This window comes from Arthrobacter sp. CMU6, assembly GCF_059090205.1.
The window spans coordinates 14,865-31,938 of the sequence record NZ_JBNHFL010000032.1 but is presented as its reverse complement, the minus strand read 5'-3'; the positions used below and the strand labels follow the sequence as shown (position 1 = coordinate 31,938).

The following is a 17,074-nucleotide window of genomic DNA, read 5'->3' as shown; positions in this document are numbered from 1 at the left end:
CCGCACGGTGGAGGCGCACTGCCATGGCACAAGAAACGGTGCCGCGGGGCGGGGACCGCGGGGACGGCCCCTTCCTGCCCGGCGAATCGTTCCTGACTGACTACTACGAGCACGTGTCCGGGGAAGACATCGGCGATTACAGCCGCGACGTTCTCCGGGAGCGGGCCATCTACCACCTTTCCGTCGCGGCGGAGCGCGCCCCGGGGCACGCCGCCGTCGGGGTCTTGAACGAGCTCGACGCCACGGTCGTGGCGGTGGTCGCGGACGACATGCCGTTCCTGGTCCACTCGATTACAGCGGAGCTGACGCGTGAGGACGCGGTGATCCGCCTGCTGGTGCACCCCACGTTCGAGGTGCAGCGGGACTCACGGACCCATCGGCTGCTGGACCTGCGGCACGGACCTTCGAGGTCGGGGCTGGCTGTTCCCGATGCGGCACATGAAGCCCGGCCGTCAGCTCCGACCGCGGGCGGCGAACCAGGCGGGTCACCGGACGTCCGGGCGGCCACCGAGACCTGGGTGGCCGTGGAAATCGACAGGCTCCCGGAGCAATCAAACGTCGACGAACTGACCGCCAACCTCCACCGGGTGCTGGACGATGTCCGGGCGGCTGCGGACGACTCCCCGGCCATACAGGACGCGGTGACCGAAGCGATCGGCTCGGTGGACAGTTTTCCGGTGTCATCCACTCCGCCGCCGGACCAGGTACGCGACCTGCTGCGGTGGCTGGCGGACGGCAACTTCACCTTCCTGGGTTATGCGGAACGCCAGGTCCATCCGGAACGCCGCCTGCCGGCGTCGTCCCGGGCAGCAGAACGGCCGGTCAATGCGCTGGGACTGCTGCGCCGTCCCCTTGCGGACGGCAGCGGAACCGCACCGTGGAACGGGCCCCGGGGCGGAGGGGTTTTCACACTGACCACGTGTGACCTCCATTCGAGCGTGCTGCGTGCCTCCTACCTGGACGAACTGCGGCTCCCGGTTTTCGATGCCGCAGGCGCGGTGACTGGCGACCGGCGCTTCGTGGGTCTCTTCACGCCGGGTGCTTCAAGCCAGTCGGTGCGCCGGATTCCGGTGATCCGCCACAAGCTGGCAGCAGTGCTGGGACGCCTCGAGTCCGCACCACGGTCTCAGCGGGGCAAGGACGTGCTGGCGGTCCTGGAGTCATTTCCCCGCGACGAGCTGTTCTCGATCAGCGTCGATGATTTGACCAGGCTGGCCGCTGACATCCTTGACGTGCAGCAACGCCGCCGGACCCGGCTGTTCCTTCGCCCGGACAGTCCGGGACGCTTTGTTCATGCCCTGGTGTTCCTGCCGCGGCGGCGCTACAACACCGCCGTCCGGCTCAGGATCGAGCATGTTCTCCGCCAGACCTTCCGGCCACAGGACATCGAGTTCGAGGTGCGGCTGGGAGACTCCCCCATGGCCCGTGTCTTTTTCCGGATCCTGCTGGCCCGCGGCGCCAGACCGGACGTCGATGCCACTGCGCTGGAACAGCGGGTGCTGCAGGCCACGCGCTCCTGGACCGAGGGACTCGACGAAGCACTCAGGGACCACTTTCCCGGCCCCGAGGCGGCCAGGCTCACGGCACTCTGGTCAGGCGCCTTTCCGGCCAGCTACCGCGCGGAATACAGCGCGGAGGATGCCATCGGGGACATCGGCAAGTTCGAGGAGTTTGACCTGGATGGGCGGGGCGGCCGGGACCCGGACGACCCCGCCCTGACCGTCTATATCCTGCCCGTGGCCGCCGATGCCGGGCCCGACGGCGCCACCCCCGCTGCTGCCTCCCTTGCCGGCGCCTCCCCCACCGCGACCGGCAGCACCCGAATCAGGCTCTACCTCACCCGGCCCCGCAGCCTCACGACGTTCCTGCCGTTCTTCCACAACCTGGGTGTGGAGGTCCTGGACCAGCGGCCCTTCGGCCTGCGCCGCGGCGGCCGCGAACTGCACCTGTATGACCTGGGCGTGAAGTATCCCGACGGCGTGGTCCCCGCGCAGGTGGGCGCGCTGCTGGCCGATTCCTTTTCGGCAGCCATGCGGGGAGACATCGAGTCCGACAGCTTTGATGCCCTCGTGATCCGTGAAGGGGTACCGTGGCAGCAGGTTGTCATTCTGCGCAGCTATGCCAGGTACCTGCAGCAACTGGGCACCACCAATTCCTACGGCTTCATCGCCGAAACGCTGCTGGCCAACGTCCGGGCGACGCGCGCCCTGCTGGAGCTGTTTGCGGCCAAGTTCGATCCGGAGCTGACCACCAGTGAGCGGCTCCACAACACCGCCGCGGCTCGGCAGGAACTTCTGGCCGCCATCGATGACGTCCCCGTGTTGGACGCCGACCGGCTGCTGCGGACGTTCATGAACCTTGTGGAAGCGACCCTGCGCACCAATTACTACCAGGCCAAGTCGCACCTGAGCATCAAGCTCAACCCCGCGGCCATCCACAGTTCGCCCCTGCCGCGGCCAAAGTACGAGATATGGGTGTATTCGCCTCGCGTGGAAGGCGTTCACCTCCGCTTCGGTGCACTGGCCCGTGGCGGGTTGCGCTGGTCCGACCGGCGTGAGGACTTCCGCACCGAGATCCTCGGCCTGGTGAAGGCGCAGGTGGTCAAAAACTCGGTCATCGTGCCAACCGGGGCCAAGGGCGGCTTCTATCCCAAGCGGCTGCCGGACCCGGCCGTTGACCGGGCGGCCTGGCTGGCCGAAGGCCAGGAATGCTACCGCATCTTCATCCGCGGCCTGCTGGACCTGACCGACAACCTGGTCCAACCCGCCGTCGGAAAAACCGGCGGAGCTGCAACGGTCCCGCCGGAGCGCGTGGTCCGCCACGACGGCGACGACTACTACCTGGTGGTGGCCGCCGACAAAGGGACAGCTTCCTTCTCGGACACCGCCAACCTCCTCGCCGCTGAATACGGGTTCTGGCTCGGTGATGCCTTCGCCTCAGGCGGCTCGGTGGGCTACGACCACAAGCAGATGGGCATCACGGCCCGAGGTGCCTGGGAGTCCGTGAAGGAGCACTTCCGGGAGCTGGGCGTGGACATCGGGAACGATGACTTCACCGTGGCGGGCATCGGCGACATGAGCGGCGACGTCTTCGGGAACGGCATGCTGCTCTCCCGCCACATCCGCCTGGTGGCTGCCTTCGACCACCGGCACATCTTCCTGGACCCCGACCCGGACGCGGCGACCTCCTTCACTGAACGCCGGCGCCTGCTCGGACTGCCCCGTTCATCCTGGGCCGACTATGACGCCTCGCTCATCAGCGAAGGCGGCAGCGTTTACTCCCGGCAGGCCAAGTCGATCATGGTGACGGAACCCGTTCGGCGCGTCCTGGGGCTGGAACGCGGCGCCACCGAACTGGCGCCGCAGGAACTCCTGCAGGCCATCCTTCGGGCGCCGGTGGATCTCCTGTACAACGGCGGGATCGGCACCTATGTGAAGGCAACGGGCGAAACAAACGCCGACGTCGGGGACAAGGCCAACGACCCCATCAGGGTCAACGGGTCCGAGCTGCGGGCGAGGGTGGTCGCCGAAGGCGGCAACCTGGGACTGACCCAGCGCGGACGCATCGAGGCAGCGCTGGGAGGGGTCCTGCTCAACACCGATGCGATTGACAACTCGGCCGGGGTGGACTGCTCGGATCACGAAGTCAACATCAAGATCTTCGTTGACCGGATGATCGCCGCCGGCCGCATGGAGGCCGCGGAACGGACCGGCTTCCTGCATTCACTCACGGATGAAGTCGCCCGGCTGGTCCTCAAGAACAACACCGACCAGAATGTGCTCCTGCTCAACGACCGGCACCTCGTGTCCAACTGGAGCCCCGGCTTCGAACGGGCCATGGACTGGCTGGAAACCGTTGCGGACCTTGACAGGACCATCGAGGCGCTGCCCGGCACCGAGGAGCTCCATGACCGGCTCCGTTCCGGCCACGGTCTGACCGCTCCGGAGCTGTCCGTGCTGGCCGCCTATGCCAAGATCGAGCTGGCCGCGGACCTCGTGGCAAGCGACCTCGCCGATGACCCGTGGTTCCGCGGCGTGCTCCGCAGCTACTTCCCGCGCCAGCTGTCAGAGCGCTTCGGCGCCGAACTGGACATGCACCCGCTGCGCCGCGAGATCATCTGCACCGTGGTGGCGAACGACATGATCAATCTGGGCGGCATCACCTTCGCCTTCCGCGCCATCGAGGAAACAACCGCCACCCCTGCGGCCGTGGCGAAGGCCTTCGTGGTGGCACGCGAGGTCTACGACCTGCCGTGGATCGTGGACCGGATCGCCGCCCTTCCGCCCGAGTTCCCCACCGAGCATGCTGCCGAGGTGGCACTGCACATGCGCCGGGTGCTCGACCGGGCCACGCGTTGGTACGTGACCCACGACCACCGGGACCGTCCCGTCGCGGAGTCTCTGGCACGGATCTCGCCAACACTGGAGATGTTCCGGACCCGCACTGCGGACTACCTTCGCGGCTCCGACCTGGACCGCGTGCAGGACCGCCTGTCCCACTGGGACCAGGTGGGGCTGCCGCGCGACCTGGGCAGGCGGGCTTCGGACTTGCTGGAAAGCTTCGGACTGCTGGACATCTCGCTGGTATCGGAACAGATCCAGGAGCCCCTGGCCACGATCGTTGATTTGTACTACACGGTGTTCCAGCGCATCGGTGCCGCCAGCCTGCTGCTGCGGATCACCGATCTGCCCCGGCAGAACCGGTGGGAAGCCCTCGCCCGGGCAGCCCTGCGGGACGACGTCTATTCCGCCGTGGCGGACATGACGGTGTCGGTCATGCAGCACACCCGGGACACCGATCCGGCTGCCCCCGACCCGATTGGACGCATTGTGGCCTGGGAGCGGGGACACCAGGAGCAGTTGGCCCGGATCAAGGACACGTTCGCCGAGGTGACCAGGCCGGGGCAAGTCAACATCGCGTCCATCTCGGTGGCCCTGAAGCTCCTGCGGACGCTGGTGCGGCCATAGGAAGGCCGGCCGTAACACGGCAACGCCAAGTGTTCCCACGGCGCTTACCGGCAGGAAACACCGCGGTAACGGCGCGCTTCTAGCCTTGATGTGCATCACCCCTTCGGCGAATCGAGGCTCAGATGCAGACCAACCCCCGGCTCAACATCCGGAAAGTCAGCTGGTCCAACCCTGTGGGCGCAGACTTGCGGGCCGCCCAGCAGGCCGAACTTGATGCCCGGTTCGGATGCGCCGACCATGAGCCGGGGCCAAAGCCGTCGGAAGTGGATACGGCCGTGTTCCTCGTGGCCTACGACAAGGGGTCCGGCCAGCCGGTGGGCTGCGGCGGCCTGCGGCTGCTCGATGCCGAAACGGCAGAGATCAAGCGCCTCTACGTTCTCCCCTACACCCGCGGCTCCGGCGTGGCCAGTTCCATCCTGGCCGCCCTGGAGGCGGAGGCCTTTGCCTTGGGGATTACCCGGATCACGGCGGAGGCCGGCTCGGTGCAGACTGACGGCCGCAACTTCTACGCGAACTCCGGATTCGATCCGGTGGCAAATTTCGGCCCGTACATCGGCGTCGAGCACTCGTACTGCTTCGCCAAGCAGATCGATAGCCACAGCGCAGCGCACACCGCCATGGCCTGAGCGGTTGCCGTCACACTCAGGTGGGCGGCCCGCCGTCGGCTAATCTCGCGCTATGGAAACCAAAGACATTACGTTCCGCACGCGCAAGTGGGTGCGGCCTGAGGACCTCAACGCCAACGGCACCCTGTTCGGCGGCAGCCTGCTGAAGTGGATCGACGAGGAGGCCGCGATCTACGCCATCCTCCAGCTGGGCAACGGCCGCGCCGTGACCAAGTACATCTCCGAAATCAACTTCGTCAGCTCCGCGGTCCAGGGCGACCTGATTGAGATGGGCCTGACCGCCACGCGCTTTGGCCGCACGTCGCTGACCATGCGCGCAGAGGTGCGCAACATGATCACCCGGCAGAGCATCCTCACCATTGAGGAGATTGTGTTCGTGAACCTCAGTTCCACTGGCAAGCCGGAGCCGCACGGCTACACGGAAATCACCTATGACCGCGACCGCATCCCCACGCACCACCTCACGGAAACGCTGCAGCAGGACTAGCGCGCCGCCGTCGCACTAACGGGAAGCCAGCCTGAGGAGCCCGTCGCGCAGCGGCTGCGCCCGTTCGGTGAGGGCCACGCCCGCCATGGCGGAGGAGGCCAGCCGCAGCAGCTGGGTCTTGAGGGCGCGCTGCCGGTTGTAGGCCTTGAGCGCTTCCTCCATTGGCCGGGCATTGAGGAGTTCGGCCAGCGTGACGGCGTCCACGAGCGCCTCGCAGGCGCCGCGGCCAAGGTTGGGCGTCATGCCGTGGGCAGCGTCGCCCGCCAGGACAGCGACCGGCCGCACAAAGCTGCCGAGGTTGGGCGTGGTCCAGATCCGCTGCGCCAGCGTGGCGTCCGGGGTGGCCTGCTCCAGCACGGCCCGGACGGCGGGTGCGCTTCCGGCGAAGCGCTCCCTGGCCTGGTTCAGTGCTTCGGCCGTGTCGACGCCTGCCGGCCCCAGGTCCGAGCGGAACGAGGCATACCAGTACGTCCTCCCGCCGGACGCGGGCGTGATGCCGAACAGCTGTCCGCGTCCCCAGTATTCCCCGCCGGCGTCGTCCTGGACGGGCACGGGCAGGACGCCGCGCAAGGCCAGGTACGGTGTGAGCCGTGCCTGCGACCTCGCGCCCCAGAAGGAGCGGCGGACCACGCTGTGGACGCCGTCGGCCCCCACGAGCAGGCCTGACGCCAGCGGTCCGGTAACGGGGATGTGGTCCACCCTGCCCTCGACGCGGCGCACGGAAGCGGGCACGGCGGCTTCGAGGATCCGGATGAGATCCGCCCGGGAGACGCCCAGGACCCCGCGGACCTCGGGTGCCACCAGGGCCGTGCCGGCGGCGTCGCGCAGGGCCATCCCGCCGAAGGCCGTGCCCGCCTCCCTGATCTGCGGCAGGACCCCCAGGACCGCCAGCGCTGCCTGGGCCTCCGGCCACATGGCCAGCGAGGTCTCCACCGCCGGCACACCGGGCCGCTGTTCGTGGACGGTCACGTCGAATTGCTCCGGATCCAGGCCGGCCGCGAGCGCGAGGCCGGCAATGCCGCCGCCGATGATGGTTATGGCTTCCATGGACCGATGGTAAGCCCGACGACGGGCGGCCGGGTGTGCGGGCCGCACACCGGCCCGGGGACTTAGGCGGACGGCCAGCCCGTGTAGGCCTCGGCGAGGTACGCCTTGCCGTGCCGCGAGGACACGACGGAGTTCAGCTCACCCAGCTGACGGGCCCGGGCGAAGTCGCCGGCATCGGCAGGGGTGTGCAGCATGGTGGTCATCCAGTAGGAGAACTGCTGGGCCTTCCACACGCGGTCCAGGGCGCGGTCGCTGTACGAGTCCAGGAGGGCCGTGGAGCCGCTGTTGTAGTAGCTGTCCAGTCCCTCGAACAGCACCTTCACGTCGTGAATCGCCAGGTTGAGGCCCTTGGCGCCGGTCGGCGGGACGGTGTGCGCGGCGTCGCCGGCGAGGAACAGCTTTCCGTGCCGCATGGGCGTGTGCACGAAGCTGCGGAACGGCAGGACCATCTTGTCGATGACCGGGCCTTCCTTCAGCTCGAAGCCGTTGCCGTTGACCCGGCCGCGGAACTCCGCCCAGATCCGGTCATCGTTCCAGTCGGCCACGTTTTCCTTGGGGTCACACTGGAAGTACATACGCTGCACGGTTTCGGTGCGCTGGCTGATGAGGGCAAAGCCGTTCTCGGAGTTGGCGTAGATCAGCTCGTCGGAACTGCGCGGCGCCTCGGCGAGAATGCCGAACCAGGCGAACGGGTACTCGTGAAAGTACCACTTGCGGTGCGCCTCGGGGATCTGGAAGCGGCAGTGGCTGCGCGAGCCGTCGGCACCGGTGATGAAGTCAGCCTGGAGCTCGTACTCCGTGCCGTCCGCATCCGTGAACCAGACCTTGGGCTTGTCCTCGATGTCGTGGATGGTCGTTTCGGTGGCGCTGTAGCGGACGTCCCCGCCATCGGCCTCCCGGCGCGCGGCGAGGTCCATGAAGACGTCGGTCTGCGGGTAGAGCCAGACGGACTCGCCCACGAGGTCCTTGAAGTCAATGCGGTGGCTTTCGCCGTTGAACCGCAGCTCAATGCCGTCGTGCCGGTCTCCTTCGCGCAGCACGCGGTCGGACACACCGCCGTCGACGAGCATGTTCACCGTGCCGTGCTCCAGGATGCCAGCGCGGACTGTCTCCGAAATTTCCTGGCGGCTGCGGATCTCGATCACGGTGGATTCAATTCCGGCTTTGGCCAGCAGGTGGGACAGCATGAGCCCCGCAGGGCCCGCGCCCAGGATGGCCACCTGGGTGGTGATGATCTGTCGTGCCATGGTGTTCCTCGCTCCGTTGCGTGGCCCGGGGGTCCGGGCGGAAGGTGGTTGCTGGCTAACAGTGTGCGCCGGAGAGTGTGGTGGGCGTTACAACAATTCCGCTGAATGGAAGCAGTCGCTCCCCGAAATCCTATCCGGCACCCTCGCTGAGCCGCCGGGCGATGCCGCGCGCCGCCGTTTGGAGCGCCGGCACCAGCGCCTGCATACGCATTTCCCGTAGGGGAACCACGACGCCGATGGCTGCCACCGCCCGTTTCTGGCCGTCCAGCACGGGAACAGCAATACCCCAGGTGTCGGGATCGATCACGCCCGCCAGTTCGGCGAAGCCCTGGTTCGCGGCCTCGGCCAGCAAGGCACGCACCTCGTCACGGCCAATTTTTCCGGCGGGGTCTGCGAACTGGTCCAGGTATTCGGCCTGGACGTGCTTTGGCTGGTGCGACATCAGGGCCAGTCCGGCGGACGACACGTGGACTGCCATCCGGCCAGCGATCTGGGCCCGGTTGGCCACGGATCCGCGGCGCGACAGCCGCTCAACAAAGAGCGCTTCCCAACCGTCCAGCACCGCGAGGTTCACATTCTGATTCAGCACATGCTGGATGTCCTCCATGAAGGGCATGGCTGCCTGGCGCAGGGCCAGCGTAGGCGAATTGCGGTTCACCAGCTCCCACAGCCGCAGGCCCAGGCGCACCGAGCCGCCGGGGCTGGCTTCCAGGAGCCCGTGCTTAGCCAACTGCCGCACCAGGCGGTGGGCTGTGGTCAGTGGCAGGTCAGCGCGCTCCGCCAGCTCGGACAGCGTCAGGACGGTGACGCCGGCCGGGAATGCCGCGATGACGCGCACAACGCGGTCCACCACCGAGTCCCCGGACACTGAATTGGCCATCGCGCCCCTGCTTCCATTGAATGGTTTGGGTTGTCCCACATTACACCCGGCGGTGATACAACTCTCATATCGATTCGTCCCCGCGGTCCGCAGGCGGCCGCGGCTCGCCGGCGCCGCCGCTGGGCGGAAAGTCCAAGCGGCCGGCCTCAGCAGCCCACTATTTGAACAGTTCTCCAAACCCGAACGATGAGGTTCCCATGTCAACGCTCCCTGTTGCCCGCCGCTCCCAGTGGCCCGTCTGGCTCTGCTGGCTGGCCATGGTGCTGGACGGCTTCGACCTGGTGGTGCTGGGCACCGTGATTCCCACCCTGATCAAGACGCAGGATCTTGGCTTCGATGCCGTGGGCGCCACCTATGCTGCCACCATCTCCCTGGTGGGTGTGGGCATCGGCGCGCTCTTCATCGCACCGCTCTCCGACCGCTTTGGACGCCGCCGGCTGCTGGTTGCGTGCGTCGCCTGGTTCTCCTTGTTCACCATCGCCGTGGTTTTTGCGCCCAACGTCGCCATGTTCGGGGTCTTCCGGCTCCTCGCCGGCGTCGGCCTCGGCGCCTGCCTGCCGGCAGCACTGGCCTACATGAACGACTATGCCCCCGCCGGAACTGCGGGAAAGTCCACCACCAGGACCATGACCGGCTACCACGTGGGTGCCGTGGCCACCGCATTCCTGGCCATCCTGGTGGTGCCGGACTGGCGCATTATGTTCGTGGTGGGAGGACTTGCCGGTTTCGCGCTGGTTCCGTTCCTGTGGTTCCGGTTGCCCGAGACCCTGCCTGCGGTCCATGCCGGACAGGGCACCATAGCCCGGGGAGCAGAAGGTGAAGCCGCAGAAGGCTTGCAGGCCGGCGCCGCCCGGACGCACCGGCACATCGCCGTGCCTGCGGCAGAGCCCGAGGCCGCGCCGGCGTCGCTCCTGGCTGAAGACCCGGCTGGCGAGCGGGCCAGTTTCCGGGATCTCACCCGCAAGCCGTATCCGCTGGTCGCCCTGGGCATCGCGGTGGCGTCGTTCATGGGACTGCTGCTGGTGTACGGCCTGAACACCTGGCTGCCGCAGCTCATGTCCTCCGCCGGGTACACGGTCAGCACGGGCCTGGTGCTGCTGCTGGTGCTCAACGTCGGCGCCGTGGTGGGCCTGATCGTGGCCGGCATCCTGGCCGACAAGCACGGCACCAAGAAGATCGTGCTCCTCTGGTTCGGCCTGTCCGCCCTCTTCCTCGCCGTCCTCAGCATCAAGATCCAGAGCGAATTCCTGCTCAACGCCGCCGTGTTCGTGACCGGCGTGTTCGTCTTCAGCTCGCAGGTGCTCGTTTACGCGTGGGTCAGCCAGCTCTTCCCGGCCCGGCTCCGCGGCACAGCCCTCGGTTTTGCTGCGGGCGTGGGACGGCTCGGCGCCATCATGGGACCGGCGGTCACGGGGACACTGGTGGCTGCCGGCATCGCGTACCCGTGGGGCTTCTACGTCTTTGCCGGCGCCGCGGTGCTCGGCGTGCTGGCCCTGGTGACCGTCCCCCACGCGATCGCCCCCGCACCCGGCCAACCGTCCGGCGTCGGGCGTTCCTAAACAGCCCCATACTTGGTCAGCCACATCGACGTCACCTGGATGATGGTGGGGCAGGCCGCCAAGGGTGGCCGGGACAAGGAACTCCAGGGCGTCGTGGAGCAGTGCGAGGGCGACTCGGAGCTGGAGATCCGGTGGCTGCAGACCAGGATGAAGCAGGCCGCGCCCCAGGCGCTCCTGGTGGCCGAATGAGCGGTGGTTGAACGGGCCGTTGCTGATAGTGCTGCTGAGCGCTCGGGGGTGAGACCCGTCTTACCGCGCCGGCGCCCCCGCCGAAGTCCGCCGCGAAAGCCGGGCCCACGCGGCGGGGGCGAGCACCACGGCGATTCCCACTGCCGCGCCGATCACGGTCTCCACGATCCTGTCCCGGAGCAGGATCCCGGGCGCGGCAGGCGAGACCAGCAGCGTGGAGGTCAGCGCCAGCGGCGTCACGAAGACCTGGGCCAGCACGTAGTTCCGGGCAATGAAAAGTTCGGCGCCGAACTGGCAGATGGCGATCACCAGGACCGTCTGCCACGGGACGGGCTGCAGCAGCAGGACGCCCGCCAGCAGGATGAGGCCCAGCACGGTGCCGATGATCCTCTGGATGCCGCGGGCAATGCGGTGCCGGGTGGTGCGTCCCACCAGCGGAACGACTGCCGCCACCATGGCCCAGTAGTTGTGCCCGAAGCCGAGCAGCTGGCCCACCAGGGTGGCAAGGGTGCCGGCGAGCCCCGCGGCCACCAGGTAGCCCACGGCCTCCAGCCCGGCCGCACGCTTCTCCTCAGCGGTAAGCCGGACGGGCGGAGGCATGTCCCACGGCGTCCGGTGGCTCCGCAGCACGCGGGAGGACAGCCCCACGGCCAGGCAGAAAAGCGTCGTCGCGACGGACACCAGCATGCACTGCCACAGCGGCGGCTGGTTGGGGATGGACGCGATCGCGGCGAACGCGAAGATGTGGAACAGCGAGCCGGCTGGCCGGTGCCGCCACCGGGCGATCACCAGTGAACAGCCGCCGGCCACGAGGGTGGTGGCCAGGACCTGCAGCCAGATGCCCGCCTCCTGGGACAGTCCGCCCGCGTGCACGACCCGCGCGGTCAGCGTGGCCAGGAGGATCACCAGGAGCATGAGCGCACCCGCCCGGACCTGGATGAAGAACCGCTTGCGGTGCAGCTCGCCACGGCCATAGATGCCGGTGAACGCGCCGAAGGAGGCAAAGATCGCCAGGTCCAGTCGGCCCAGCAGCACCAGGGTGATCAGGGGCACGAACACGCCCACGGCGCACCGCATGGCGACATGATGGTCCTTGTTTGCCGGGGCAAGGGTGAACATCTCGGCCAGCAGCTTCACGGGGGAATCGCGCCTTTCGTTGCAGTCGGGAACTGACGACGGCGGCGCTGGCATCCGCTTACCAGTTTAACGGGGGCGGCCCCCGCCTTTCCCGCGGAGGCCGCCTGCCGCCCTGTTGCGTTCGTCTCCCCGGCCGCTTCCTACTTCGTGGCGTTGGTGCGTGCGTCCACCGTGACCACTTCGAAGGTCTTGGCGTTCGGCACGCCAAACTTGGCGTTGACGGCGGCGAGGGTGTCATCGAAGAGTGCGGCCGTCGTCGGAATGTTGAAGTCCGGGCTGGTGATGACCTCCCGCAGTCTTGCCGTTGATTCGTGGAAGTTCACCCGCAGCCTGCTGATCTGGTTGGAGAAGTTTTGAACGGCCCAGACGGTGTCGCCCTTGACCAGGACGCCGTCAACGTTGGGAACCTTCACGCCGATGATCTCGGTGCTGGCGCCGGTCCGGGGGCTGACCGTGTAGAGCGCCTGGTTGCCCGTGTGGGCCACCACCAGGCGGCGGGCGTCGCGGGAGTAGGCGATGCCGTTGAGGTTGAACTGCTTGCTGGTGTCCGCCGCGGGGCCCTTCAGGGTCAGCGTCCGCAGGGTGCCAAGCTCGCCGTCGTCGTCCACCGGGATGAAGTACAGCTCAGCCTGCCGCGAGTTGGTGAACCAGGCGCCGTGGTCGGTGAGTGCCACGTCGTTGATGAAGGCTTCCTTCTTGGTCAGCTGGTAGGTCCTGACCGTCTTACCCGTGTCGGTGTCGTACACATAGGCCTGGCCGCTGGCGCCGCCGGCCACAAACAGCAGATCGTTGTGCCGGTCCGCTTTCATGCCCACGGCCACCCTGCCGTCGGGTGCATCAATGAACCTGGTTGCCTTGTCTTTGCGGATGTCACCGCGGTAGATGTCCCCGGTGACCAGGTCGCCGGCGAAGAATTTGGTGCTGCCGGCGGCCGCGATGCCTTCGGCACCCCTGGCCCCGTCCAGCAGGATGACCGGGGCGACATCCTCCGAACTGGACTGCCCTGCCCGGGCCTCTCCGGCCGAGGCGACCGGCGCGGGGACCAGGAACGCGGCGAGGGCGAGGAACCCTGCGGCGGCGCGGCGGCGTGTATGGCCTGAACTGGTGCTGATGGGCATGGCGGTGCTCTCCACGAGTCGACTCTTCCGTGCGAGCAGGCCGTTGTACGGGAGCTCCGCACGCTGGTCCCTTCAGTGTAGGGACGGCGCCGGTGGGTGGCCATAGCCCTTCATCAGCCCCGAGTTTTTGTCCAGATATTGCCCGCAAAAGCCCCATCAGAGGCCGTTATCTGGACAAAAACTCCAGCCTCGGGGATGTTTCGCGGGATCGGAACGCGGGGGCAACCCGCCGGAAACAGCGGCCGGGCAGGCTGGGACCATGAAGCCCCAGGCGCCGAAGTCCCCCGTGTGGAACCGTCACAAGCCGACCCCCGCCGCTGCTGAACTCAGCTGCGAAGTCTGCGGGCAGATGCCCGAGCCCACCAAGACACGCCTCACTGTGGCCAATGTGGCCGTCATGCTCCCCATCGAACTGCTGGTGCACGCGCTGGTGGTGCAGACACATCTGCCCTACGTGGCCAAGGTGCTGGTCCTGACGCTGACGGCCACGGTCCTGGTGATCTGGGTGGCCGAGCCGTCCGCCGCGCGGATCCTGCGGCGGTGGCTCCACGCGCCCGCGCTGCGGCACCGGCGTCGGCTGGGCACGGCGCCGGCGCTGTGGCGTGCCCGGACGGTACTCCGCGACGAGCCCGGCTCCCTCAAGCGGATCACCAGGTCCCTGGCGCTGCTGGACACCAACATCCTGGGCATCCATGTCCATCCGGTCCGGGGCGGGGTGATGGATGAATTCGTCCTCTCCGCCCCTGGCGAGGTCAGCGAGCGCCAGCTGCTGGAGGCCCTGGCGGACGGCGGCGGACGGAGCACGCAGGTCTGGCCCACCACCGCCCTGGCCATGGCCGACGGGCAGACCAAGGCCCTGAGCCTGGCCACGCGGATCGCCGCCACGCCCGGGGAGCTCCCGCTAGCCGTGGCGGAACTGCTGTCCGCAAGGATCCTGGACCCCGGCAGCGAGTCAGCCCGCCACGGCGGTGCCACGAACGACGCCGGCACCGTCCTGAAGATCCCCACCGCCTGGCACGGACCCATCACCTTTTTCCGTCCCGGCGAACCGTTCACGCCCGCTGAGTCGGCCCGCGCCCACCGGCTCGCGGAGCTCGCCGAAATCCTGGCGCTGAGGGAGCCTCTGCGGGTCGGTCAGAACCCGGAGGGGTAGCGGGGCGTGTAGCTCTCCTCGAGGCGGCGGATCTCCGACTCGGTCAGATCAAGCTCGACGGCGGCAGCGGCGTCGTCGATATGGCGTTCCTTCGTCGCCCCGATGATGGGGGCGGTGACGGCGGACTTGCCTGCGCTCCAGGCCAGGGCGATCTGCGCCATCGGCACGCCGCGTTCGTCCGCCACCGCGGCGACTGCATCGACGATGGCCTTGTTCGCGTCCTCGTCCTGCCTGTACAGTCCCTTGCCGAACTCGTCCGTGTCCTGCCGGGTCCCGGATCCGGCAGCACCCCACGGCCGGGTCAGGTTTCCGCGCGCCAGCGGGCTCCAGGGGATGACGCCCACACCGGTGGCCTGGCAGAACGGGTGCATTTCCCGTTCTTCCTCCCGTTCGAGGAGGTTGTACTGGTCCTGCATGGACACGAATTTGGTCCAGCCGTGCAGTTCCGCCACATGCTGCATGCGGGCGAACTGCCAGGCCCACATGCTTGACGCCCCGATGTAGCGGGCCTTTCCGGCCTTCACCACATCATGCAGGGCCTCCATTGTCTCCTCGACGGGAGTCACCGGGTCATAGCGGTGGATCTGGTACAGGTCCACGTAGTCGGTGCCAAGCCGGGTGAGAGACGCGTCGATCTCGTGCATGATCGCGGCGCGGCTGAGGCCGGCCCCGTTGCGGGCCTGGCGCATCCGGCCATGGACCTTGGTGGCGATCTGGACCTCCTCACGGGGCGCCAGTTCCTTGAGCAGGGTGCCGGTGATCTCCTCGCTGGAGCCGGCTGAATACACATTCGCCGTGTCAAAGGTGGTGATGCCGGCCTCGTACGCCCGCCGGACGAAGGGCCTGGCTTCCTCGAGGCCCACGCTCCACTCGTGCGACCCCTTGCCCGGATCGCCGTAGCTCATCATGCCCAGGACAACGGCGCTGATTTCCAGCCCGGAGTTTCCAAGTCGGACAGTTTTCACTCGGTACTTCCTTTCGATGTCTGTCGGTGTCTTGCCGTCTCTTGCCGTCGGCCGCGGTCACAATCGGTTTTTTCGTGGGCCATGGCCATCTTTTCCGAAAACCCTTGACAGTGTCCCACGCCACTCCTTACCTTGAGTTTGGGATCCCAAAACGGGATCCCAAAATGGCAGGACTGATCCGCGGCGTCATCCCAACAACCCGCCCTTCCGGAGATCCCCGCCAACCGCGGCCGCACCGCCCTTACACACTCATCCCCCTTCCCTGTCCGCACCCTTCCCGCAAAGGAGAAGCTGTGTCTCTCCCAGATACTGAAGCAGTGACATCCCAGGCCTCATCCACCGATTCCCGCGGCACGAAGCCCGGCAAAGACGGCGTGCAACGGCGCACCAACGTCCGCTGGAAGCTCTTCCTGCTGCTCCTCGTCCTGGTCGCCGTCAACTACATCGACCGGGGCTCCATCTCGGTGGCGCTCCCCATCATCCAAAAGGAATTCAACCTCGCCCCCGAGCTCGTGGGCCTCCTGCTCTCCGCGTTCTTCTGGACCTACGCCCTGATGCAGATCCCGGTCGGCCTGCTGATCGACAAGTTCGGTCCGCGCAAGGTCATGACCGCGTCCTGCGTGGGCTGGGGTGCCGCCACGGCTGCCTCGGGCATGGCCGGCGGCTTCCTCAGCATGTTCATCGCCCGCCTGGGTATCGGCGTCACCGAGGCCGGCGTCATGCCAGCAGGCGGCAAGTTGAACGCCATCTGGATGCACAAGTCGGAGCGCGGCCGCGGCGCCACTATCCTGGATGCCGGCGCACCACTCGGCGCCGGACTGGGCGGCATCCTCATCGCCGGGCTCATTGCGGCTACCGGCAGCTGGCGGACATCCTTCGTCATCGCCGGCGCCGCCACCGTGCTCATGGGCATCGCAGTCTGGTGGTACGTCCGGGACAACCCCCGGCAGCACCGCGGCGTCAACGCGGCGGAGGCCGAATACATCGAGGCCTCCCACGCCGAGGAGGATGCCGAAGCCGAGATGGACGGCAGCAAGGGCAAGCGCGCCCTGCTCCCGTACCTGAAGTTCCGCTCCTTCTGGGCCATGTGCTTTGGCTGGCTGGGCTTCAACGGCGTGTTCTACGGCCTGCTTACCTGGGGCCCGCTGTACCTGGCCCAGGCCAAGGGCTTCGACCTGAAGACCATCGGCTGGTCCACCTTCGTGATCTTCGGGGCCGGGTTCGTCGGCGAGATCCTGGGCGGCACCATTGCCGACAAGTGGCGCGCCTCCGGCGCCTCCGCCAACCGCGTCATGCGGACCCTGCTGGGTACCTCCAGCGTCGTGGTGGTGGGCGGACTCGTCGGGGTGACCGTCGTCGCCGACCCGACCACCGCCGTCGTTCTTCTCTCCGTGGTGATGTTCTTCCTCCGCTGGGTGGGCCTGTTCTGGAGCATCCCGTCCATCCTGGGTGGCCGCACCAACGCCGGCGTCCTCGGCGGGGCCATGAACTTCAGCGGCAACATCTCCGGGTTTGTCACGCCGATTGCCGTCGGCCTGATCGTGGGCGCCACCGGTTCCTACACCTGGGCGCTGCTCTACTTCGTGGGATCCGCCATCATCATGGGGGCCTCCGTGCTCACCCTCAACTACAACAAGCGCCTGCCTGTCTAAGCTGGGCAGCAAGCCCCTCTCCCGCCGGCCGGGAACGCAAAGTCACC

At 67.6% G+C, this 17,074-nt stretch carries 13 protein-coding genes; 7 read left to right on the top strand and 6 right to left on the bottom strand.

Annotation, left to right across the window (positions count from 1 at the left end; all coding sequences use genetic code 11):
• Positions 1 to 23 precede the first annotated feature (23 nt).
• From AC5RWD_RS19265 to AC5RWD_RS19255, 3 genes are all read left to right on the top strand, one after another.
• Positions 24 to 4,967, top strand: a complete 4,944-nt coding sequence (locus tag AC5RWD_RS19265; RefSeq protein WP_494021549.1) for an NAD-glutamate dehydrogenase — start codon at positions 24 to 26, stop codon at positions 4,965 to 4,967.
• Between the two features lie 122 nt (positions 4,968 to 5,089).
• Positions 5,090 to 5,593, top strand: a complete 504-nt coding sequence (locus AC5RWD_RS19260) for a GNAT family N-acetyltransferase (RefSeq protein ID WP_494021548.1) — start codon at positions 5,090 to 5,092, stop codon at positions 5,591 to 5,593.
• A 52-nt stretch (positions 5,594 to 5,645) separates the two neighbouring features.
• Positions 5,646 to 6,080: an acyl-CoA thioesterase gene (locus AC5RWD_RS19255; RefSeq protein WP_214852015.1), complete on the top strand. Its 435-nt coding sequence runs from the start codon at positions 5,646 to 5,648 to the stop codon at positions 6,078 to 6,080.
• Between the two features lie 15 nt (positions 6,081 to 6,095).
• Here the strand turns inward: AC5RWD_RS19255 and AC5RWD_RS19250 are convergent, their stop codons facing one another.
• The 3 genes from AC5RWD_RS19250 to AC5RWD_RS19240 all read right to left on the bottom strand — a co-directional run bounded on the left by AC5RWD_RS19250 (position 6,096) and on the right by AC5RWD_RS19240 (position 9,254).
• Positions 6,096 to 7,127 (bottom strand): FAD-dependent monooxygenase, encoded by a 1,032-nt coding sequence (locus tag AC5RWD_RS19250; RefSeq protein ID WP_494021547.1) that lies wholly within the window; start codon positions 7,125 to 7,127, stop codon positions 6,096 to 6,098.
• 62 nt (positions 7,128 to 7,189) lie between these two features.
• The gene (locus tag AC5RWD_RS19245; protein WP_494021546.1) at positions 7,190 to 8,374 is read right to left on the bottom strand and encodes a 4-hydroxybenzoate 3-monooxygenase; all 1,185 of its coding nucleotides are present in this window, start codon (positions 8,372 to 8,374) and stop codon (positions 7,190 to 7,192) included.
• A 130-nt stretch (positions 8,375 to 8,504) separates the two neighbouring features.
• Positions 8,505 to 9,254, bottom strand: coding sequence for an IclR family transcriptional regulator (locus AC5RWD_RS19240; protein WP_494021545.1), 750 nt, complete (start codon positions 9,252 to 9,254; stop codon positions 8,505 to 8,507).
• Positions 9,255 to 9,451: 197 nt separating this feature from the next.
• On the opposite strand from AC5RWD_RS19240, the gene AC5RWD_RS19235 reads away from it, so the two are divergent.
• Together AC5RWD_RS19235 and AC5RWD_RS19230 are read left to right on the top strand one after the other, a co-directional pair.
• The gene (locus AC5RWD_RS19235; RefSeq protein WP_494021544.1) at positions 9,452 to 10,813 is read left to right on the top strand and encodes an MFS transporter; all 1,362 of its coding nucleotides are present in this window, start codon (positions 9,452 to 9,454) and stop codon (positions 10,811 to 10,813) included.
• A 12-nt stretch (positions 10,814 to 10,825) separates the two neighbouring features.
• On the top strand, positions 10,826 to 11,002 hold the full coding sequence (locus AC5RWD_RS19230) for a hypothetical protein (protein WP_494021543.1): 177 nt from the start codon (positions 10,826 to 10,828) through the stop codon (positions 11,000 to 11,002).
• Between the two features lie 60 nt (positions 11,003 to 11,062).
• On the opposite strand, the gene AC5RWD_RS19225 is transcribed toward AC5RWD_RS19230, so the two are convergent.
• The gene (locus AC5RWD_RS19225) at positions 11,063 to 12,139 is read right to left on the bottom strand and encodes an FUSC family protein (protein ID WP_494021542.1); all 1,077 of its coding nucleotides are present in this window, start codon (positions 12,137 to 12,139) and stop codon (positions 11,063 to 11,065) included.
• A 140-nt stretch (positions 12,140 to 12,279) separates the two neighbouring features.
• On the bottom strand, positions 12,280 to 13,272 hold the full coding sequence (locus tag AC5RWD_RS19220; protein ID WP_494021541.1) for an SMP-30/gluconolactonase/LRE family protein: 993 nt from the start codon (positions 13,270 to 13,272) through the stop codon (positions 12,280 to 12,282).
• Positions 13,273 to 13,516: 244 nt separating this feature from the next.
• Here AC5RWD_RS19220 and AC5RWD_RS19215 point away from each other — a divergent pair, with 244 nt between their 5' ends.
• Positions 13,517 to 14,410, top strand: a complete 894-nt coding sequence (locus tag AC5RWD_RS19215) for an amino acid-binding protein (protein ID WP_494021540.1) — start codon at positions 13,517 to 13,519, stop codon at positions 14,408 to 14,410.
• Here AC5RWD_RS19215 and AC5RWD_RS19210 read toward each other — a convergent pair.
• The gene (locus AC5RWD_RS19210) at positions 14,392 to 15,375 is read right to left on the bottom strand and encodes an aldo/keto reductase (RefSeq protein WP_494021539.1); all 984 of its coding nucleotides are present in this window, start codon (positions 15,373 to 15,375) and stop codon (positions 14,392 to 14,394) included. The genes AC5RWD_RS19215 and AC5RWD_RS19210 overlap by 19 nt on opposite strands.
• A 293-nt stretch (positions 15,376 to 15,668) precedes the next feature.
• Here AC5RWD_RS19210 and AC5RWD_RS19205 point away from each other — a divergent pair, with 293 nt between their 5' ends.
• A complete protein-coding gene (locus tag AC5RWD_RS19205) occupies positions 15,669 to 17,027 on the top strand; it encodes an MFS transporter (protein ID WP_494021538.1) in 1,359 nt (452 codons plus the stop codon).
• The last annotated feature ends 47 nt before the right edge of the window (positions 17,028 to 17,074 follow it).

Coding starts and splice junctions, on each gene's coding strand:
- AC5RWD_RS19260 (WP_494021548.1), top strand. CDS start 5,090: ATGCAGACCAACCCCCGGCTCAACATCCGGAAAGTCAGCTGGTCCAAC.
- AC5RWD_RS19250 (WP_494021547.1), bottom strand. CDS start 7,127: ATGGAAGCCATAACCATCATCGGCGGCGGCATTGCCGGCCTCGCGCTC.
- AC5RWD_RS19215 (WP_494021540.1), top strand. CDS start 13,517: ATGAAGCCCCAGGCGCCGAAGTCCCCCGTGTGGAACCGTCACAAGCCG.
- AC5RWD_RS19235 (WP_494021544.1), top strand. CDS start 9,452: ATGTCAACGCTCCCTGTTGCCCGCCGCTCCCAGTGGCCCGTCTGGCTC.
- AC5RWD_RS19240 (WP_494021545.1), bottom strand. CDS start 9,254: ATGGCCAATTCAGTGTCCGGGGACTCGGTGGTGGACCGCGTTGTGCGC.
- AC5RWD_RS19255 (WP_214852015.1), top strand. CDS start 5,646: ATGGAAACCAAAGACATTACGTTCCGCACGCGCAAGTGGGTGCGGCCT.
- AC5RWD_RS19265 (WP_494021549.1), top strand. CDS start 24: ATGGCACAAGAAACGGTGCCGCGGGGCGGGGACCGCGGGGACGGCCCC.
- AC5RWD_RS19245 (WP_494021546.1), bottom strand. CDS start 8,374: ATGGCACGACAGATCATCACCACCCAGGTGGCCATCCTGGGCGCGGGC.